Here is a 20,530-nt window from a genome sequence, read left to right as displayed (position 1 = left end):
TGACGAAATCGCCAGGGTTTTTATTTTATGGATTGAATTGGAATAAACCATGTTTAATAGGCCCACATATCTTGCTCCCTATCCCTAATGGCCTCTTTGATTCGTTTAGCCTCCAAGAGTTGGAACAAGGCATTATCTGCAATGTAGTCGTTGACCTTACGGTCACCGTGAACATTGTCTTCACGATAAATAACCCCATTGAACCTTCTGGCATTCAACAACATATCATATGTTATTGGCTGTGCCGAGTTGCGCTGGTTAAAGACCTTTGCTTCGTGCAGGATATGTCTTGCACTTGGGTACCATACCCAGAAAAGCTCAACCTTTGCGTCTGATGGGTCCATGGTTTCATCATCGATGAAGTTCACATCCGGCGCGACCGGGGCTATACCTAACAATCGGTATTTTAATTCTCCCTGGCGCTTATCGAAATACCACATACCTTTTATACGATACTCTTCTATATCCGCGGCAGTCAAATCCCGCTGGTTGATAAACTCAGGCGATAATTCCTCCCCTGCATTTATCTGTTCGTATCCCATATCGGTGGTATCCACTTTACGTAACGTAGCAGCCAAATCACTGAACTTTCTTTTTTCAGTAAAATAAGAATCTACATATACATCCTCTAAGTTCCCATTTTTGATGTTCTTGATAAGTACATCATATAAGGACCTTCTATCGGAACCTATATCAATGGTGTCGATAGGATAGTATAGAGGAAAGTTGACACGCTCGTCCAAATCAATGGTCTCCCATACGGTTTTGGACCAAAGGATATCCCTGTCATCCACATAACCATACTCCAACGGAGCATCATTGTCTAGAGCTTTCTGTGCTTCAGTCCTTACCCCTATCTGCTCTGGCTTTTTGGCATTCAATATGTTTGCCTGGGCCATGATAGATGCGGGCAGTAAACTAACGGCTCCGATTAATAAAACATTCTTCCAATTCATAAAATATAATTTAAATAATACTACTTATTAGTTTGTTATCTCAACAACAACCGGAGATACCTTTTTAAGTTTGTAGCTCTTATTGTTCGTGATATAAGCGTTTACATCGAATATCTGAACAGCATCACCACGTTTGGCTCTTTTCAAGGCTGATTTGGCCCTAGAGTCTAATTTGTTACCATTAACACTAACGGTTGGTTGACCAGGAACTTTGAATTTAAATCCACTTACCTTAAGGTTCAAGTCAAAATCAAAATCTTCCAACAAAGCACCAACAGTAGCTATTTCCAAGTTCTTTCTTGGCATTTTTGCACTACCGGTCTCACCTCTGATCGCACCAGCTGGTCTTGGAATATCCTTGATCCTGAATTCAGACCTGGACGATACCGTTTGACCATCAGGCAATTTACCTGAAGCCGTGATTGTAACCGTTCTACCGGTACCTGGATTCATCACATACTTACTACCACCTACTGATTTCAAACCTGGGGCAGAAGCATTTACCTTATTATTGGGTATACCTGGAATAGAGATAGACATTGGGTTGGCAACACCACGATAAACAACGTTCATCTTATCCGCCGCGATCAAAGCTGCATTGGGCTTACTGATCGTTGCGAAACTGTTCTTAACCTCAACAGGTATTTCCTCACCATCCTGCATAAAGAACATAGTTCCCTTGATCTCATGATCACCTGCAGAACCTGCACTGATAAGCATTTTGATACCACCTGCTTCCAAAGCGTAATCCTTACCTTCCGATAATTTTCTACCGTCAAGGGTCAATTCCGCCCTTACAGGTGTAGATGATTTATCGGTCTTACTGATGATGATCTTACCATCATACTTTTCACCTGCATAGAAAGCTGATTTACTCGCATCAAGTGCCGTTGCAAAATTCTTCAACGAAACTTGGCTGGTCAACTCACCTTCCAACATTGATTTTAAAGCAGCTTCCTCAGTGGCCTTAACATCAGCTTGAAGCGATGTAAGTTTAGCAAGGGAAGCTACCAAAGGATAACCTTCATAGTGGTAATTGATCCAATCTTGCATGCCATCCTTAGCCTTAACCTTACCTTCTTCGTTTCCTGTCTTAAAACGGGTCATTACAGACTCTTTCAATGAAGCAGGAACCATTGCGGCAACTTGCTCACGATAATCGGTGATCCGTTTCATGAACTCCTTACCATCTGCGGCCAAGTTATCACCTTGGAAAAACTTTTGATCCAAGAAATCGGAATTGTCCATACGGGCATAATCCTTGGGATCTTCCACTTTTTCCATCATGCCTTTCTTAAGACCTTCCAAGTAGTCATAATACTCTTGGGACATGGACTTGATTTTCTGGGCATTCTGATATAATTCGCCATATTTCTTAGCATCCTCGGATGCTTTGGTTTCAAGACTTCCCAAGAAAGCTTCATTACTTTCGGTCGTCTTTGCATTAGAAGCCTCTAGCTTTTCATTCATTATTCCGAATGCGGCTAAAACTTCTTTACTCATATTTAAGGCCAACATCGCGATGAAGATCAAGTACATTAGGTTGATCATCTTCTGACGTGGTGTTTGTTTACCTCCTGCCATTTTTTCTAATTAGGTATTAATGATTAATTGATTTGGATTTGGACTAACGTTCTAATTAGTTTCTATTCATTGCAGTTAACATACCACCGTATACTCCGTTCAAAGAAGATAGGTTAGTGGCTAAAGATTCCATTTGATCTTTGAGTGCACTTGCATTTTGCACTACTTCCTCGTTGACACTTGCTTGTCTGCTAGCACTCTCTAATTGTACTTTATACAAACTGTTCAAAGATTCCATTTGAGCGGCAGCTTGTACCATTTCATCAGAATATTTTTTGGTAGATTCCATGGCATCCACAGTAGGGGCGATACCTTTTGCTGCACCTTCAAAATTCTTGATACTAGAACCTAAGCTTTCCATAAGACTGGCATCGATACCGGCTTCTTCCAATAAGTTATCCAATTTTTTGGACAGGGAAGTTTCAGTTTCCTTAATCTCTGCAAGTTCATTTTTCTTACCACCACTGGTCATTCCACCAGCTAATTCTGGGTATACCAATGACCAATCGTATTCATCGTCTACTGGTTCGAATGCACTAATAGCAAAGATCAATGCTTCTGTAATAAGACCTACCGCTAATAAAAGTCCACCTGTTAAAGGACCGAACTCCCAGTGAAGGATCTTGAACAATGCACCAATAATCACTACCGATGCTCCAAGCCCGTAAGCCATGTTAAATAATTTTTTTGTTGATTTTGACTGTGCCATAATTTTAAATTTAATTTTAGTTTATGTTAATAATAAGTATTTGGTTAACGTTTGATTTCTTTCTCCTTCCTTAGTAGGAATTGAAATGTATTTATAATGTATTATGATATTTTATTGTGTTGAATCTTCCTCACCCATATAATCCTGTACTGTTCTAAACCCTACATAACTACGGGCAGAATCGGCATATTCATAATCCCTTGTACTGACTTGCAAGAAATAGGCAACATCTTTCCAGGAACCTCCCCTGATTACCTTTCTAGCATTTTGTTCGTCACCTCCATTGGGATTCATGGTAGATACAAATTCATAAGAACTGGGATCATAACTTGAATCCGTCCATTCCGAAACATTACCTGCCATATTGTACAGGTTAAAATCGTTGGGCTCATATGATTTGGCCTCTACAGTGTATAGTGCCTGGTCAGCGGCATAATCGCCACGCTGCGGTTTAAAGTTTGCCATAAAGCAACCCGTATCACTAATAACATAAGGACCACCCCAAGGATATGTACCTCCTTCTATACCACCTCTTGCGGCATATTCCCATTCCGCTTCGGTTGGTAATCTAAATTTATTCACGAATTGTTTGCCTTTACTTTTCTGGTCATCATTTTTGAACTTGGTCCTCCAATTACAGAAAGCCTTGGCTTGCTTCCAAGAAATACCGACAACTGGGTATTCACTATAGGCATCATGCCAAAAATAATCGTTGTGCATTGGCTCGTTGTAGGAGTATTCAAAATCCCTGATCCAAACCGTGGTATCTGGATAGATTTCCAACTCCTCATGTTTTATAAAGTCTTTTCTTTTACCGTTTCTAGACCGGGCAGCAGCCTCTATATCCATCCAACTATACTTGTACTTCAAGGTAGTAACATCAATAGTCCTTTGACCATTGTATGACTCATCTTCAGGAATGTACAGCGAATCCATTACCTCGGTATAATATTCATCAGGATATTCCGAAGTGTCCCATACCAGATCCACATCCTTATTGAGTGCACGACCTTCATAACCTGTTTCACCCATTCCTGAGTAGTTGTCCAACATATATTTGTCATACACCGATGCCTTGGTAGTATCCGCATCCTTGAAGGCATAATCACCAATTCCGCCATCTTCTGGTCCTAGCCCCAACTCATCGGCCAAAATAGCCAACCTTGTTCTTGCAATGGAATCTTTGACCCATTCAACAAATTGACGATACTCACTATTCGTGATCTCAGTGTCATCCATATAGAACGACCGTACAGTAACTGTTTTGGTAGGTGCATTGAGAAGTTTGGCTTGGTCTTCCTCACTTTTACCCATGATGAAAGATCCGCGTGGGATTAATTCCATTCCATAAGGTTTTTCCGGGTACCACTTCTTACCCTGGACGCCGACTAGCTCTCCTTTTGTTTTGGACCCACAACTGGTGAGCAAAAAAACAAATGCTATAGATGATAACAATAGCTTCTTCATACTTTAGGTTAAATTTCGATTAAGGTTATAAATGCAAACACAATTATTATTCTACTCTCTAAAACTACGTTTTGGGTAAATTATTGTATGTTATACAATTATCGTCTACTTTTTTTTAATCAGTTAAAGCCTTTTCTGTAAGCCTTAAACCACCTTTCAGGAATAATCTCGTTGCATGCATCAAAATAGTCCTGTTCGGTGCAAGGTAATAACGCAACCGAATTGGCTTTAGTATGTGAAGTCAAAATTGAAGGTACCTCTACCCACCATCTTTCGGTAAGATGGCTCTTATAATAGACCAACTGCTCAGTATCGGTTGGTACGGTATACTTTGTGAAATCGTCTGTTCTTGAATAAGGGGATTCCTCGATCCTAAAATTCACCCCTTCTATGAAGTACCATATGATCTGTGCCAATAATTGGCATGATTGGTCAATGTTCTCCATTTCATAGATACCAAAGATACTGACCTTATCACTTAACCCTGCATATCTTGCAATGGCACAAATTTCACGACCATCAAAACCATTGGGTGAAAAATTGGGAGACACCCCTATTTCACTCGATTTGATAGACCGCGTATCCAAGCTTACCATGTGTGCATTACGCAAAACAGGTTCTGCCAGGGAAATATCGTTTATTAATTCACCCAACCTATAGGCATCAAAAAAAAGGCGATCCATTAGATCTTTCTCTTCTTGGGCATTAAAATAACTCTGATACCCTAAATTCGAGAAATTAAAGAGATTATTGGGCTTATCCGTAATAATCTTACTCATATAGGAATGGGAAGATATCAGTTCATCTTCCATCCCAAAATCAAAACGGCTATCGATAGCCACTAAATTGACCATATCCTTTATACCGTCAAAAGCACGATATGCGGGATATGTGATATCTTGGGTCGCTCCTAAAATAACGGGGATAATATTCTCTTCAAGCAAGCCGGCCACTATTTCCTTTACGACGAAATACGTATCATCAACGGTTTCACCTTCCTCTATATCACCCATATCAACTATGGTTGAATCCCAATTGCCCAACAATAGCTTGTACAACTGTATCCTAATCGCGGAAACATCTAATTTCTCGGTTTTTTTCTCGAAGGCATTGCGAGACTCCTTAACGCCCAGGATGGCGATGGTGGCATTCGCAAGAACAGGTAGGCCTTCCTTCTTGGTGTGGGGGTAAATATGTCTTCCAAGGGCCTGTGGGGGCAGTAATTCGGTATGGGCCAATACCCTATCTTCTACAGGAACCAAAAAATCGAATGCCATACTTATTTTTTAGCTTTAGGTTTTGTTTTAGGTTTCGCCTTTGTTTTTCGTTTAGGGGATTTCTTTTCAATCAACGCCTTTGCTTCTTCCAAGGACATCTTTGCCGCATCAACGGTTTTTGCGAGCTCAACCTTTACTTTTCCTTTTAATATATTATGTCTTCCCCATCTAGCCTTTTCGATACGGATTCCCTCTTCGGGCCATTCCTGTACGAGCTTATCGATTTCCTTTTGCTTTTTGGCTTCGATCAACTCCTCTATATCAGCTTGGGTAAGATTATCAAAATCATATTTCTTGTTCACGTTAATGAACATGCCATCCCATTTGATAAACGGTCCAAAACGCCCAACCCCTTTAACCACATCCTTATCCTCATAGGATGCAATCGGTGCATCGGCTTTCTGTTTTTCCTTGATCAGCTCTATGGCCCGATCCAAGGAAATATCCATGGCACTTTCACCCTTGGCCAATGAAACGAACTTTTTACCAAATTTCACATAGGGACCAAAACGACCTACATTGGCTTCAATTTCCTCACCTTCGAAATCACCCAACTTCCTAGGGAGTTTAAACAGGTCCATCGCCTCTTCAAATGTTATCGTATTCAAGGATTGGTCCGGGGCCAAACTGGCAAATTGTGGTTTCTCCTCATCATCAACGGTACCTATCTGCACCATTGGCCCGAATCTTCCCAAACGAACCGAGACCTGTTTACCTGTCTTCGGATCCTTGCCTAATACCCTCTCTCCACTGGCCCTATCGGCATTTTCCTCAACATCGAGAACCGTAGGATGGAAATCCTTGTAGAAATCACTCATCACTTTTTGCCAATCCTCTTCACCGTGCGCGATTTCATCAAAATCCTCTTCGACCTTGGCTGTAAAGTTATAATCCAGGATATTCGAAAAATGGCTGACAAGGAAATCATTGACGATCATTCCTATATCGGTTGGCACCATTTTACCTTTATCGGACCCAACGGCCTCAACCAATTCCTTTTCTTTTACCGCACCTGCCTTAAGGACAAACTGGATATATTTTCTTTCGACACCATCAACAGTGCCTTTTTCAACATAACCCCTATTCTGGATGGTTGATATGGTTGGCGCATAGGTAGAAGGTCTTCCTATCCCAAGTTCCTCAAGCTTTTTAACCAAGGTAGCTTCGGTAAACCTATATGGAGGCCTGGTGAAGCGCTCAGTGGCAGTAATAAAATTATTATATAGCGTATCGCCCACTTTCATCGGGGGCAACATTCCCTCTTGCTCTTCGGAGATATCCTCGTCATCGAGCCCTTCCATATATACTTTCAGAAAACCATCGAACTTGATTATCTCACCATTCGCTGTGAATTCCTCGTTATGTGTAGTAGCCTTTATTTTTACATTGGTACGTTCCAATTGGGCATCACTCATTTGCGATGCAATGGTCCTTTTCCAAATCAAATCGTACAACTTGGATTGATCCCGCTCCAACGAAGGGGATTGTCTTGTCATATCCGTAGGTCGAATGGCCTCGTGAGCCTCTTGTGCCCCTTTGGTCTTCCCCTTGAAGTTCCTTACAGTGCTGTATTCCTCCCCGTAATTATCAACAATAGCATCTTTTGCCGCAGTAATCGCCTCACCGGAAAGGTTGACACTGTCTGTTCTCATGTAGGTGATAAGTCCCGCCTCATACAAACGTTGTGCTACCTGCATGGTCCTACCCACTGAGAAATAGAGTTTCCGTGCAGCTTCCTGCTGCAAGGTCGATGTGGTAAATGGCGCGGATGGCGATTTTTTCGCAGGCTTTTTATCCAAGTTTCCTATGGAATAACCTGCTTCGATGTTTTTCTTTAAAAAGGCCTCAGCCTCTTTCTTAGTCGCAAACGTTTTCCCCAATTTAGCGGTAAACACACTACCACTTTCCGTTTTAAACTCAGCAGAGATCTTAAAAGAAGCTGTTGGGGTAAATGCCTCGATCTCACGTTCGCGCTCCACAATCAATCGCACAGCGACCGACTGTACACGACCTGCAGAGAGTCCTGGTTTTATTTTTTTCCAAAGTACCGGGGACAACTGATACCCTACCAAACGATCCAACACCCTTCTGGCCTGTTGGGCGTTCACTAGATTATAATTTATCTCCCGTGGATTCTCAATGGCCTTCTGTATCGCTGATTTGGTGATCGAATTGAAAACGATCCTTTTGGTCTTGCTCTTGTCCAATTCCAAGGTCTCGGAAAGATGCCATGATATGGCTTCCCCTTCCCGGTCCTCATCACTCGCCAACCAGATGGTCTCGGCTTTTTTCGCTAAATCCTTTAGTTTTTTTACAAGGGCCTTCTTTTCCTTATCGACTATATACTTGGGTTTAAAACCATTGTCAACATCAACACCCAATTCCTTTGAAGGTAAATCGGCAATATGTCCAAAACTTGACTCTACCTTAAAATCCTTACCTAAAAATTTCTCTATGGTCTTTGCCTTTGCCGGCGACTCTACAATAACTAAATTCTTTGCCATTCATCGATTTTTCGTGACACAAAAGTAGTTGATTTTTTTAATTACAGCCGCTACCTTATATATATGTACTAAAAAAGCCCAAGAATTACCGGGCTTTTAAATGTATAAACAATTCAATTTTCAATCCAATTCCAAGGTACTTATCAATTTAATATCATCCTCTAGATATTCATATTGATATAGCACATCCTCACCCACCATAAGCAACGAATTTTCCAATGGAATGACATCGAAGGTATTGATATCCTTAAAATGATTCAAGCTTACCAAATCCTCAACATTGGACTTATCGTATACCTTTAATCCGGAATCACCATCACAAACAAACAGCTTATCTCCTTTAACACCAAGACCATAGGGGCCATCCAAAGAATAGCTAATCGTTAATTCAGGGTTGGCAATATCAGAGATATCTACGATGAAAAGTCCACTTTCGGTTGCCCCACACCGATTACCACCCCGCAAGGTCACAAAGGCATAATCCCCATCGACCACCACGGGGTCACAGGCAGTACCATGCTGAAACTCAGAAACGAAAGTCGGTGTGGCCGGGGAGGATATGTCATAGATATACATTCCGCGCATGCTTCCCAAAAACAAATACTGATCCCGATTGAAAATAGTCTCAATATCAAAACCGGCATAAACGTCTTCCATGTCTTGAGGGGCTTCCAAGTCCTGTATATTGAAAACATTGATCGTATGGCTGTCAACGGCATAGAGATAATCCCCCACGATCTTAAAACGGGCCAATGACCCCCCTTGTCCTACCGAGGCATCACTGACGGTTTCGGCATTTGCGAAAAATTCCCCGTCCACGGTGAATCTTTCCTCAAATTCCGTGACCAGCCTTCGTTCGGTCACCGTTTCCCAACCCAACAAAACCTCATTATCATAATCTAAACCATCATATTCATAAAAATCAGCAGCGGGCCATACCACGTTGTCCCGAAGTACATTATCCAAACGTGTGACTATTTTGATATGGGTGATATCCGAAATATCGAGAACCACCAAATCCATAAGACTATCGGCATATAGATACCCATCCTTTATCGAGATATCCACGTTACCCGCAATTTTAATGAACGAGATCTTTTTTGGGGCAGACGGGTCACTGTTATCAATAACATGAACGCCCCGATATTTGTCATTCACAAAAATATAATCCCGATAGGCATAGATTTTCCCGGATTCCTTTATAGGTGCCGGGGCCACGACATCAACACTGTTCTTAAATTCAGACTTGCTTATGGTCAAGGGTTTGGCCACCAAATAATCGGCATATTTTCCGTCATCGGATTTTTCACAAGACACCAAGCCCAATGAGGCTACAAACAGAAGTAGCAACAAATTCTTTTTCATGGGAAAATTTTTAGTATAAAAGATCAGCTATAACGCAAAAACAAAGACCCTACAAGACATCGGGAATCTATTTGGCCATTTCATAATCATTTTATGGTTATATCCATTAGATACAATCTAGGCAGTAGCGTTGCGTAAAAAAACTTACGACTAAAAAAATCAGGGCTCTGAAGAAAACCCAATAGCATCCTTATACATAAAATAAACAGGGATCTTGGCTAACATAGCCGTAAAGAAGACCCCAACAAAACAGAGCAAAATCCCTAATTCAGCCACCAACCCCATGATGATGATCAACCCAAAGATCACCAACCAATTTTTGTTGCCAAGGGAAAAACTTGATTTCACGATCTCCATTGCCGTCAACTCCCCATCAAAGGCCAAGAATGCCGGCATTAATGAGATGGGCACTATCAAGTAAAAAATACCCAAGCCACAGGCCAACATCCCCAATGAGATCAGCCCCAACATAATCAAGGAAAGAAAGAATGCTTTTAAGGCATATGATTTCTTAAAGTAGTAAAAGTAATTGTCGGTATACGTCAGGTTCAAATCTTTATTCCTACAAATGCGTAAGAATGCCGCATTAAGCAAAAGACTTACTGTCATGATACCTAAAAGCATTAAAGGTACCAACACCACCATGGATACTAAAAGTACCGGGGGCACCTGTTCACTTTTCAACATTTCAGGATCTGATATCCCGGCAATCAATAACGGAACATAAACCAAAACATAGAAAGGGATAATGGTCACAAAGGTAAGTATAACCACTATAAATCCCTGTAACCAGACATTTTTGAACAATTCAATGGATTTACTGAATATGGAACCAAAATCCAACGGATTACTTTCCTCAATTGTATTTGACAATGTTGTGAAATTCATGATGACTTCAATTTAAAGCAGTGGTTTAAACGATTGAAAACCTAAAATAGTACTAAAATATACTGTCATATTGTCATTAAATTGGAATAAGCACTATCTTTGCTGCCCCCATTATTAAGCTAGGGGTCAATATATGGAGAAAATCATTGATGAATCAATTCAGGGGGATGCCCTCTCCTTAAAAAAGGATAAAAAAAACACAAGAAATCTATATATAGAGAGTTTCGGGTGCGCTATGAATTTTTCAGATAGTGAAATCGTGGCCTCGATCTTGGCCAATGAAGGATTCAATACCACCCAAGAATTGGAACTTGCCGATTTGGTATTGGTGAACACTTGCTCAATTCGGGAAAAGGCCGAAGCCACTGTACGAAAACGGCTCGAGAAATTCAATGCCATAAAAAAGGACAGGCCCCATTTGAAAGTAGGTGTTTTGGGCTGTATGGCCGAGCGTCTTAAAAGCAAATTGCTCGAAGAGGAAAAGATCGTCGATATGGTCGTAGGCCCTGATGCCTATAAAGACCTACCCAACCTCATCCAAGAAATCGATGAGGGCCGCGATGCTGTCAATGTGGTTCTTTCCAAAGATGAAACCTATGGAGACATTTCCCCGGTAAGACTAAACTCCAATGGGGTAAGTGCTTTTGTATCGATTACCAGGGGCTGTGATAATATGTGTACGTTTTGCGTTGTACCTTTTACAAGGGGGCGTGAACGCAGTAGAGACCCCCAATCGATAATCGACGAGGTAAACGATCTTTGGGATAAGGGCTACAGGGAAATAACCTTACTCGGACAGAACGTCGATAGTTACCTATGGTATGGTGGTGGACTCAAAAAAGATTTTGCAAAGGCTTCCGAGATGCAAATTGCAACAGCGGTTGATTTTTCCGATCTATTGGACATGGTCGCCTTGGCACAACCTGGAATGCGTATCCGGTTTTCAACTTCGAACCCACAGGACATGAATCTGGACGTCATTAAGACCATGGCAAAGCATCGCAATATCTGTAACCACATTCATTTGCCAGTACAAAGCGGAAGTAATCGAATCCTAAAGGAGATGAATCGCTTACATACGATAGAAGAGTATTTTGCGCTGATCGACGATATCAAAAAAATCATTCCCGATATGGCCTTGTCCCATGACATGATTTCCGGTTTCCCTACCGAGACCGAAGAAGACCACCAAGCTACCTTGGCCGTCCTCGATTATGTCAAGTACGATTACGGCTATATGTTCTCATATTCAGAACGCCCAGGCACTATGGCCGCCCGAAAAATGAAGGATGATGTGCCCAATGAAGTAAAACAGCGTAGGCTTTCAGAAATCATTGCCCTACAACGGGAACATTGCATGTTGAGAACAAAGAGGCATGTAGGCAAGATCCAGGAAATCTTGATCGAAGGTACCTCTAAGAAGGATGACACCATGTGGAGGGGTCGTAACTCACAGAACGTAGTTGCTGTTTTTCCTAAAGAAAATTATAAGTTGGGGGATTTTGTAAATGTCAAGATCAATGACTGTACCTCTGCCACACTAATCGGCGAAGCGGTAGGTCTTAGTGAAAATTAATAATATACTTGAGTCACAGGAATACTATGGAAGGTGTACAAGCAATAAAACAACGTTTCGAAATCATTGGGAACGACCCCAAACTCAACCGGGCCTTAGAGAAGGCCATACAGGTTGCCCCTACCGATATTTCCGTCCTGGTCACTGGGGAAAGTGGGGTAGGTAAGGAATCGATTCCTAAGATCATTCACTCCCTGTCTCACCGAAAACACGCAAAATACATCGCGGTAAACTGTGGTGCAATTCCTGAAGGAACTATTGACAGTGAGCTATTTGGCCATGAGAAAGGGTCGTTTACAGGAGCAACCTCCACCCGAAGCGGCTATTTCGAGGTTGCCGATGGGGGCACCATCTTTTTGGATGAAGTCGGGGAGTTACCTTTGACGACACAAGTTCGACTTTTAAGGGTACTCGAAAATGGGGAGTTCCTGAAAGTGGGATCCTCCCAAGTCCAAAAAACCGATGTTCGTATAGTTGCGGCCACCAACATGGATATGATCAAGGCTATTCAAAAGGAAAAATTCAGGGAGGACTTATATTATCGATTAAGTACGGTCGAAATCAACATACCCCCCCTTCGCGAACGCAAGGAAGACATCCATTTATTATTTCGGAAATTCGCCTCCGATTTTGGGCAGAAATACAAAATGCCCACCATTCGCTTAGAGGACGATGCCGTACAATTACTATTCAAATACCGCTGGCCTGGGAATATTCGACAATTGCGGAATATAGCAGAACAGATATCCGTATTGGAAGGGGAAAGAATCATCTCGGCCAACACCTTAAACAGTTACCTACCCAATACGGGGAACTCCAGTTTACCTGCCGTGGTGGGGCAAAGTAAGAGCGGTAGTGATTTTAGTAACGAACGGGAAATCCTGTACAAGGTTTTATTCGATATGAAGGGAGACCTTACCGATTTGAAAAAATTGACCTTGGAATTACTGAAGAACAAAGACACCCAAAAGGTGCAGAAAGAGAATGAAGGCCTGATCCAGAAAATCTACGGTTCAAATAGTGATGAGGATTACGAAGAGCAGGAAAACGAAACCATGGAGGTCTTAAGACTTCCAGAACCCATTGTTGAACAACAGAGTTATGATCCACCCCCTGTGGAAGACAAGTACCATTTCGCAGAGGAAATAGAAGAGGAAGAAACCCTATCTTTACAGGAAAAGGAAGTGGAATTGATCAAGAAATCATTGGAAAGGAACAAGGGCAAGCGAAAAGCCGCAGCTGCAGAACTGGGCATTTCGGAACGTACGCTTTACCGCAAAATAAAACAATACGACCTGTAAGCATGAAGGACTTCAAAAAAATAATATTGTTGGTTGCCATTTGTATCCCAATGATAGGATGTGGCATCTATAATTTTACTGGGGGCGATGTGGGTACGGCCACTACTTTTCAAGTGAACTATTTTCAAAACTATGCGACCCAAAGTCCAGGCTCTACCTTTGAACCGGGTATGGACCGGGAATTTACCTTGGCGTTGCAGGATAGGATTCTTAACCAAACGAGTTTGGATTTGGTAAATAACAACAATGCCGATCTATTGTACGAAGGGGAAATTGTGGAATACCGAATCTCACCTATGAGTGCAACTGCCCAGCAAACCGCTGCCCAAAACAGGTTGTCGATTGCTGTCAATGTGCGATTCTACAATAAAACCAAGGAAGATGCCGATTTTGAAAAACGCTTTTCGTTTTTCTATGACTATGATGCCGATGCACAATTATCATCCGTAAAATCGGAAGCGCATGAGATTATTTTTGAACGGATTACCCAAGATATTTTCAATGAGTCCCTTGCAGATTGGTAATTGCACGGTTTGCGATTAAAGCACCCCGCACCCAATCGGAATACATAAAAGGCTCTGCTATTGACATAAAACAATGAACGTACAGGATTTTACATATCTATTACAAAACCCTGAAAAGGTCGTTACTCCAATACAGACCAAACAGTTAGAAGACGTATTGAAAGAATACCCTTATTTCCAAGCGGCCAGGGCTCTCCATTTAAAAGGGCTTCGGAACCTCAACAGTTTCAAATACAACAACGCCCTTAAGAAGACTGCCGCCTACACCACAGATCGCGACATTCTGTTCGATTTCATCACCTCCAAGGATTTCTTGCAAAACACGATTGCGGATACGATATCCGGCAAAACCCCAGACGTAGGGCAAGAGCATACGGAAGCCGAAACAAAGAATGACCCTACGGAGGAAAAAATACCGCTGATAGTAAACTCCACGGACAAACCCCTACCGCAAGACCTAAAGGATGCCGATCAAATTCTGGATCCAAAACTTTTTAAATCAAAAGACCCGGAAATTGATAAGGTCATCAAGGCGGAAAAGGAAATTGCCGAAAAAGAACTTGAAATCGGAAAACCTTTGCCTTTTACACAGAAAGAGAAACATTCCTTCAGTGAATGGTTGCAATTGGCCACCGTAAAAACCATTGAACGCAAACCCCAGGAACAAGGAAAACCAGCGGAAACCGAACCCCAAGAACCCGACGATGGGGATATTGATTTCCAATTGGAGAAAGATGTTCTAAAAAAGAAAAAGTTCGAACTTATAGACAAGTTCATCGAAAACAATCCCAAGATATCACCGACCCCAAAGACCGCCAAGAAAATCGACATCACCGAATCCTTGAAATTGGATAAAAACGAATTGATGACCGAAACTTTGGCCAAGGTTTACTTGGAACAGAAAAAGTATAAAAAAGCCATTCAAGCTTACAAGATTTTAAGTTTGAAATATCCAGAAAAAAGTGGTTTCTTTGCAGACCGTATTAAAGCGGCAGAAAAAATACAACAAGAAAATACATAGTACTGATGAGCACATTTACAATATTTTTGATTCTTATCATCGCAGTTTGCTTTCTATTGGTGTTAGTGATTATGGTTCAAAACCCAAAAGGCGGCGGATTATCTTCCTCTTTTGGAGGTGGAGGCAGCCAAGTCGTTGGTGGTGTCAAGAAAACAGGGGACTTTTTGGATAAAAGTACATGGATTCTTTCCGCATTACTGATTGTCTTGATCTTGGCTTCCAACATAGCACTTAAAGGAAACTTTAGCGATTCGGAATCCAAACTACTCCAAGGTAGCGATATCGAGGAGACCGTTCCAGAAGCGGTACCTGAGGAAGTACCTGTTGCTCCTACAAGTACCAATAATACTTCAGATAGTCTTTAACCTATCTGTTTCTTAAAACACAAAAAAATGCCAGCTTGAATGACAAGCTGGCATTTTTGTTTTACAATATGTCAGTTTTCAAGAAATGGCATAATTTCTGACTATAACATTCAGTTATAAAAATCAACTTAAAATAATAAATATGGCTAAAGTTAACATTAAACCATTGGCAGACCGAGTTTTAATCGAGCCAATGGCAGCAGAAACCAAAACCGCTTCCGGTATTTATATTCCAGATACCGCTAAAGAAAAACCTCAAAAAGGAAAAGTAGTTGCAGTTGGTCCCGGAACAAAGGACGAGCAAATTACTGTAAAGATTGGGGATACCGTTCTTTATGGTAAATATGCTGGCACTGAGTTGAAATTAGAAGGTACCGATTACCTGATGATGAGGGAAAGTGACATTTTAGCAATTATTTAATTAACGTAAATTCCAACTAAATAAATCGCAAATTCCAAAAAGCAATCTTTATTGCGAACTGGGATTTCGCTATTGGAATTTAAAATTTTAAAATAAAATTTTAATTATGGCAAAAGAAATAAAATTCGATATTGAAGCACGTGATGGTCTTAGAAGAGGTGTTGATGCCTTGGCCAACGCAGTAAAGGTAACATTGGGCCCTAAAGGTAGGAATGTAATCATCAGCAAATCTTTCGGCGCTCCTGTAGTGACCAAGGATGGGGTTTCCGTTGCTAAGGAAATTGAATTGGAAGATGCATTGGAAAACATGGGAGCCCAAATGGTAAAAGAAGTGGCCTCCAAAACCAATGATCTTGCAGGTGATGGTACCACTACCGCCACCGTTCTTGCACAAGCTATCGTAAAAGAAGGCTTGAAGAACGTTGCTGCCGGTGCAAACCCAATGGATCTGAAAAGAGGAATCGACAAAGCCGTAGAAGCTATTGTTGACGATTTGCGCAAACAATCAAAAAAAGTTGGTGATTCTTCGGAAAAAATCAAACAAGTTGCCTCAATTTCATCCAATAACGATGAAACTATTGGTGAGTTGATTGCCGAAGCTTTTGGAAAAGTAGGTAAAGAAGGTGTCATTACTGTTGAAGAAGCCAAAGGTACCGATACCTATGTTGACATTGTTGAAGGTATGCAATTCGACAGAGGATATTTGTCTCCCTATTTCGTGACCGATTCTGAAAAGATGACTACCGAATTGGAAAACCCATACATTCTTTTATTCGACAAGAAAATCTCTTCGATGAAAGATTTACTACCTGTATTGGAGCCAGTGGCACAATCGGGAAAACCACTTTTGATCATCGCAGAGGATGTTGATGGAGAGGCGTTGGCTACCTTGGTAGTGAACAAACTTAGAGGTTCCCTGAAAATTGCCGCTGTAAAAGCTCCAGGATTCGGTGACAGAAGAAAAGCAATGCTCGAAGATATCGCCATCTTAACCAATGGTACCGTTATCGCCGAGGAAAGAGGCTTCTCTTTGGACAATACCACAATTGACATGTTGGGTACTTGTGAAAAAGTGAGCATTGACAAAGACAATACAACAATTGTCAACGGTGGTGGTATTACCGAAAACATCAAGACTAGGGTGAACCAAATTAAATCCCAAATCGAAACTACAACTTCGGACTACGACAAAGAAAAACTTCAAGAACGTTTGGCCAAATTGGCCGGTGGTGTAGCCGTATTATATGTTGGTGCTGCCTCTGAAGTTGAAATGAAAGAGAAGAAAGACCGTGTAGATGATGCATTGCACGCTACAAGAGCTGCAGTGGAAGAAGGTATTGTTGCCGGTGGTGGTGTTGCCTTGGTTCGCGCAAAAAGCGTCCTATCGAAAATAAAAGCCGAAAATGCAGACGAGGAAACTGGTCTACAAATCGTAGCTAGGGCTATTGAATCCCCATTGAGAACCATCGTTGAAAACGCTGGTGGTGAAGGTTCTGTTGTTGTAGCTAAAGTACAGGACGGTAAAGGTGATTATGGTTATGATGCCAAATCAGAAAAATATGTCGAAATGTTCAAAGCAGGTATCATTGATCCAATGAAGGTGACAAGGATTGCTTTGGAAAATGCCGCATCTGTTTCAGGAATGATCTTGACTACAGAATGTGCCTTGATCGACATTAAGGAAGATGCACCTGCCATGCCTCCAATGGGCGGCGGCGGAATGCCAGGTATGATGTAAGCCTAAGGCATACAAAACACTAATACTTTTAAAAAGCTCCATTGGGAATCCCCCAATGGGGCTTTTTTCGTTTCTTGCCCCTATTTTTTACACATAAAAAAACCATCTTTTGCCAAAAAGATGGTTGTATCCCTATATTAAGGTTTCTGCCTAAAAAGTAATTTCCCTACTTCATCTTGGAAATGGGTTCACTACTTTCACTCACCATTACAAATCAGTGTGCATGACTATCATCGGTATCATCATCCCGATACTTACAACACGGGTGCACAGAATTATACGCTTCCTCCGTGGCTTTCAACTCCTTGGTATCATGACCTACAGCCACTATAGCTGATTTTATTTTCATTGGATCTGTCTTACGCTCATCAATAATGAGCGACAATTGATGTGACGGAATGTCCCAAGTAGCATATTTAACCCCTTTTACCCCCAATGCCGCCTTTTCAATGCGCGCTTTACACATTACACATTTGCCATCGACTTCCATGGTCATTTTTTTGTTCTTCTCCTGTGCATAGGACATCGTAGCTATTACCATCATGGTTATTGCCAAAATCGCTCTTTTCATTTTTTATTGATTAATTGTTATAGTTTAAATCTAAATCCGCCATAAAACATCCTCCCCATTATGGGTGCATATACAATACTGGTATCAAAATTTGGGCCAAATGGATCATCGGCCCCTAAAACAGGATTATCTTGAGTGTAATTCGACAAGTTTTCACCACCAATATATACCTCAAAATTACTATTGAATACTTTCGTTATCTGTGCATTCATTAAGCTATAGGGCTTGGAATAATCCCCTAACCGATATTGTTCCGGATTACTTTCGGTACTAGGCAAACGCTGTTCCCCCAAGGTATGCAGGGTATAATCAAAACGCCACTGTGAACCATTCTTCCTTGCTGTCGTTTCGTAGCCCAGATTCGCGAAAAACCGATGCTTGGCCTGTAAAGGCTTCTGCAATCGACCCGTTCTAAAATCGGTTTGTACGTCATAATATTTATATGCCGTCCTAAAATCCAGATTCTTCACCACTTCATAATTCACTTCCAATTGAAAACTATTGGCTTCACTTTTTCCGTCCAAATTATAAAATGCCACTTCATTGGGGTTTTCGTAATCGACAACGATCTGGTTTTTGAAATCGGTTCTGTAATAATCAACGGTGACATTCCCCTTGCGTTCGAACAAAAGAAAACCTTGCAGAAAACTAACCCCGTAATTCCAAGCATCCTCAGGCTCAAAACCATAAATACCTCCTCCATTGGCCCCTATCAAATTTATTTGTCTTGAGGAAGCGAAAATCTGTTGGTTTTCGGCAAAGATATTAGCCGCTCTCCTACCCCTTCCAAAAGACCCCCTTAAACTACCCAATTCCCACGGAGTGTAGCGAATATGGAATCTAGGGGTTACAAAGGTACCTAGACGGTTGTGGTTATCGACCCTTAATCCGGCGGTTAAACTCACTTTGTCCAGATTGTCATAACTATATTCAAAAAAGGCTCCTACCGAATTATCATGGCGGACGTAATTATCCACATTCACCAACTCATTGTATCCGTCATATGCAAAGGTAAATCCTGTCTTGAACTTATTTTGCGTATCACCGATAATCGAGTTGAAGATAAAATTCGAATAGATGCTTTCATGATCAATATTGTATTGATTGAAACCATAGTATGAATCTTGTTTATGCATGCTATAGGAACCCTGGATACCCAGACTCTGATACGGTAATTCAGGAAAAACATAACCTAACTTCACCGAAGAATCGAACCTTCGGGTATCAACCTCACCTCCCCATGCGTTGGTTGTGAACTTATCTGTAAAGGGGTCGAAATCGGTCTGACCCACCTGCTTTTCATCCTTTAAAAAACGGACATTGATAAAACTTACCCATCCTGTCTCTGGATTTTGGTATTGCCAACGGTTCATCACATTGATTTGATTTGCCAAGGGCGCATCCAGGAATCCGTCTCCATTGTTATCTTCTTTTTCATCCCTTCGGTTTGCATGGATGTACAAGCCCGAACTCCATGTATCAGTCAATTTTTTATTAAAATGGGTATTCAATTCATACCGACCATTTTGATTGCCATAACCATTGACAAAAATGCCATTATCGGTTAGCGGTTTTACCAACTCGGTATTGATCTGGCCCGAAATACTTTCATAGCCATTGACGACACTTCCTGCCCCTTTGGTAATTTGTATGCTCTCTACCCAGGTACCCGGGGTAAATGTTAATCCGAAAGCCTGGGAGGCACCCCGAACCATCGGGATGTTCTCTTGGGTAATCAATAAATACGGACTCGTTAAACCCAACATCTGAATCTGTTTGGTCCCTGTCAGGGCATCGGAGAAATTGACATCGATTGCCGGATTGGTCTCAAAACTTTCCGAAAGGTTACAACAAGCCGCCTTTAACAATTCAGCACTATTCACCGTTACCACATTTTGGGCACTGTAGAATGTTTTCTGTATGGCATCCCGTTTCTTATGAACCACGACCTCATCCAACGCATTCAACGCCTTTAAAGTATGATGTATCGTTTTAGGTGAATTTACCGTCAATGTATCCGATTCATACCCTACATAACTTATAATCAATTTATTATATTCCTTTTTATATGGAATGGAGAACAAGCCATCGCCATTGGTCATTGTTCCTATTTGGGAATCCATCCAATACACATTGGCCCCGGACAATCCCAAATGTTCATTCCCTTCACTTACCTCCATGACCATTCCTTCCACCTTCTCTTGAGCGAAAGCCAGCCAAGGCATAAGTGCGGAAACCATTACTATGATATATTTATTCATTT

17 protein-coding genes are annotated in these 20,530 nt (G+C 41.4%); 7 read left to right on the top strand and 10 right to left on the bottom strand.

Features of this window, described 5'->3' with window-relative positions:
- Positions 1-53: 53 nt before the first annotated feature.
- The 8 genes from porN to LX92_RS03790 all read right to left on the bottom strand — a co-directional run bounded on the left by porN (position 54) and on the right by LX92_RS03790 (position 10,750).
- Positions 54-956 (bottom strand): type IX secretion system ring subunit PorN/GldN, encoded by a 903-nt coding sequence (porN, locus tag LX92_RS03825; RefSeq protein ID WP_109648926.1) that lies wholly within the window; start codon positions 954-956, stop codon positions 54-56.
- A gap of 27 nt (positions 957-983) precedes the next feature.
- A complete protein-coding gene (gene porM, locus LX92_RS03820) occupies positions 984-2,540 on the bottom strand; it encodes a type IX secretion system motor protein PorM/GldM (RefSeq protein WP_109648925.1) in 1,557 nt (518 codons plus the stop codon).
- 55 nt (positions 2,541-2,595) lie between these two features.
- Positions 2,596-3,249, bottom strand: coding sequence for a type IX secretion system motor protein PorL/GldL (gene porL, locus LX92_RS03815; RefSeq protein WP_109648924.1), 654 nt, complete (start codon positions 3,247-3,249; stop codon positions 2,596-2,598).
- Positions 3,250-3,360: 111 nt separating this feature from the next.
- Positions 3,361-4,716, bottom strand: a complete 1,356-nt coding sequence (gene porK / locus LX92_RS03810) for a T9SS ring complex lipoprotein PorK/GldK (RefSeq protein WP_109648923.1) — start codon at positions 4,714-4,716, stop codon at positions 3,361-3,363.
- 119 nt (positions 4,717-4,835) lie between these two features.
- A complete protein-coding gene (locus tag LX92_RS03805; RefSeq protein WP_109648922.1) occupies positions 4,836-5,993 on the bottom strand; it encodes a formimidoylglutamase in 1,158 nt (385 codons plus the stop codon).
- 2 nt (positions 5,994-5,995) lie between these two features.
- Positions 5,996-8,497, bottom strand: a complete 2,502-nt coding sequence (gene topA / locus LX92_RS03800) for a type I DNA topoisomerase (protein ID WP_109648921.1) — start codon at positions 8,495-8,497, stop codon at positions 5,996-5,998.
- Positions 8,498-8,617: 120 nt separating this feature from the next.
- Positions 8,618-9,862 carry an LVIVD repeat-containing protein gene (locus LX92_RS03795; RefSeq protein ID WP_109648920.1) on the bottom strand — a complete coding sequence of 415 codons (1,245 nt, stop codon included), beginning with the start codon at positions 9,860-9,862 and terminating at the stop codon, positions 8,618-8,620.
- A gap of 159 nt (positions 9,863-10,021) precedes the next feature.
- Positions 10,022-10,750, bottom strand: a complete 729-nt coding sequence (locus tag LX92_RS03790) for a hypothetical protein (protein WP_109648919.1) — start codon at positions 10,748-10,750, stop codon at positions 10,022-10,024.
- Between the two features lie 133 nt (positions 10,751-10,883).
- Here LX92_RS03790 and miaB point away from each other — a divergent pair, with 133 nt between their 5' ends.
- The 7 genes from miaB to groL all read left to right on the top strand — a co-directional run bounded on the left by miaB (position 10,884) and on the right by groL (position 17,696).
- On the top strand, positions 10,884-12,326 hold the full coding sequence (miaB, locus tag LX92_RS03785) for a tRNA (N6-isopentenyl adenosine(37)-C2)-methylthiotransferase MiaB (RefSeq protein ID WP_109648918.1): 1,443 nt from the start codon (positions 10,884-10,886) through the stop codon (positions 12,324-12,326).
- Between the two features lie 26 nt (positions 12,327-12,352).
- The gene (locus LX92_RS03780; RefSeq protein WP_109648917.1) at positions 12,353-13,627 is read left to right on the top strand and encodes a sigma-54 interaction domain-containing protein; all 1,275 of its coding nucleotides are present in this window, start codon (positions 12,353-12,355) and stop codon (positions 13,625-13,627) included.
- Between the two features lie 2 nt (positions 13,628-13,629).
- Positions 13,630-14,151: an LptE family protein gene (locus LX92_RS03775; protein WP_109648916.1), complete on the top strand. Its 522-nt coding sequence runs from the start codon at positions 13,630-13,632 to the stop codon at positions 14,149-14,151.
- 73 nt (positions 14,152-14,224) lie between these two features.
- Positions 14,225-15,172, top strand: coding sequence for a hypothetical protein (locus LX92_RS03770; RefSeq protein WP_109648915.1), 948 nt, complete (start codon positions 14,225-14,227; stop codon positions 15,170-15,172).
- A gap of 5 nt (positions 15,173-15,177) precedes the next feature.
- Positions 15,178-15,537, top strand: coding sequence for a preprotein translocase subunit SecG (secG, locus tag LX92_RS03765; RefSeq protein ID WP_109648914.1), 360 nt, complete (start codon positions 15,178-15,180; stop codon positions 15,535-15,537).
- Positions 15,538-15,679: 142 nt separating this feature from the next.
- Positions 15,680-15,958: a co-chaperone GroES gene (locus LX92_RS03760; protein ID WP_109648913.1), complete on the top strand. Its 279-nt coding sequence runs from the start codon at positions 15,680-15,682 to the stop codon at positions 15,956-15,958.
- A gap of 106 nt (positions 15,959-16,064) precedes the next feature.
- A complete protein-coding gene (gene groL, locus LX92_RS03755; RefSeq protein WP_109648912.1) occupies positions 16,065-17,696 on the top strand; it encodes a chaperonin GroEL in 1,632 nt (543 codons plus the stop codon).
- A 214-nt stretch (positions 17,697-17,910) separates the two neighbouring features.
- Here the strand turns inward: groL and LX92_RS03750 are convergent, their stop codons facing one another.
- Positions 17,911-18,267 (bottom strand): heavy-metal-associated domain-containing protein, encoded by a 357-nt coding sequence (locus tag LX92_RS03750; RefSeq protein WP_109648911.1) that lies wholly within the window; start codon positions 18,265-18,267, stop codon positions 17,911-17,913.
- Positions 18,268-18,284: 17 nt separating this feature from the next.
- Positions 18,285-20,528 (bottom strand): TonB-dependent receptor, encoded by a 2,244-nt coding sequence (locus LX92_RS03745; RefSeq protein WP_109648910.1) that lies wholly within the window; start codon positions 20,526-20,528, stop codon positions 18,285-18,287.
- Positions 20,529-20,530 lie beyond the last annotated feature (2 nt).

Origin of the sequence: Maribacter polysiphoniae, assembly GCF_003148665.1 — a bacterium.
In the GTDB taxonomy this organism is placed as follows: Bacteria; Bacteroidota; Bacteroidia; order Flavobacteriales; family Flavobacteriaceae; genus Maribacter_A; species Maribacter_A polysiphoniae.
This window is presented reverse-complemented; position numbering and strand designations above follow the sequence as displayed.

What these genes read in the sequence shown, in the direction of transcription:
- porN (WP_109648926.1), bottom strand. Translation starts at nt 956, where the DNA reads ATGAATTGGAAGAATGTTTTATTAATCGGAGCCGTTAGTTTACTGCCC.
- porM (WP_109648925.1), bottom strand. Translation starts at nt 2,540, where the DNA reads ATGGCAGGAGGTAAACAAACACCACGTCAGAAGATGATCAACCTAATG.
- porL (WP_109648924.1), bottom strand. Translation starts at nt 3,249, where the DNA reads ATGGCACAGTCAAAATCAACAAAAAAATTATTTAACATGGCTTACGGG.
- porK (WP_109648923.1), bottom strand. Translation starts at nt 4,716, where the DNA reads ATGAAGAAGCTATTGTTATCATCTATAGCATTTGTTTTTTTGCTCACC.
- LX92_RS03805 (WP_109648922.1), bottom strand. Translation starts at nt 5,993, where the DNA reads ATGGCATTCGATTTTTTGGTTCCTGTAGAAGATAGGGTATTGGCCCAT.
- topA (WP_109648921.1), bottom strand. Translation starts at nt 8,497, where the DNA reads ATGGCAAAGAATTTAGTTATTGTAGAGTCGCCGGCAAAGGCAAAGACC.
- LX92_RS03795 (WP_109648920.1), bottom strand. Translation starts at nt 9,862, where the DNA reads ATGAAAAAGAATTTGTTGCTACTTCTGTTTGTAGCCTCATTGGGCTTG.
- LX92_RS03790 (WP_109648919.1), bottom strand. Translation starts at nt 10,750, where the DNA reads ATGAATTTCACAACATTGTCAAATACAATTGAGGAAAGTAATCCGTTG.
- miaB (WP_109648918.1), top strand. Translation starts at nt 10,884, where the DNA reads ATGGAGAAAATCATTGATGAATCAATTCAGGGGGATGCCCTCTCCTTA.
- LX92_RS03780 (WP_109648917.1), top strand. Translation starts at nt 12,353, where the DNA reads ATGGAAGGTGTACAAGCAATAAAACAACGTTTCGAAATCATTGGGAAC.
- LX92_RS03775 (WP_109648916.1), top strand. Translation starts at nt 13,630, where the DNA reads ATGAAGGACTTCAAAAAAATAATATTGTTGGTTGCCATTTGTATCCCA.
- LX92_RS03770 (WP_109648915.1), top strand. Translation starts at nt 14,225, where the DNA reads ATGAACGTACAGGATTTTACATATCTATTACAAAACCCTGAAAAGGTC.
- secG (WP_109648914.1), top strand. Translation starts at nt 15,178, where the DNA reads ATGAGCACATTTACAATATTTTTGATTCTTATCATCGCAGTTTGCTTT.
- LX92_RS03760 (WP_109648913.1), top strand. Translation starts at nt 15,680, where the DNA reads ATGGCTAAAGTTAACATTAAACCATTGGCAGACCGAGTTTTAATCGAG.
- groL (WP_109648912.1), top strand. Translation starts at nt 16,065, where the DNA reads ATGGCAAAAGAAATAAAATTCGATATTGAAGCACGTGATGGTCTTAGA.
- LX92_RS03750 (WP_109648911.1), bottom strand. Translation starts at nt 18,267, where the DNA reads ATGAAAAGAGCGATTTTGGCAATAACCATGATGGTAATAGCTACGATG.
- LX92_RS03745 (WP_109648910.1), bottom strand. Translation starts at nt 20,528, where the DNA reads ATGAATAAATATATCATAGTAATGGTTTCCGCACTTATGCCTTGGCTG.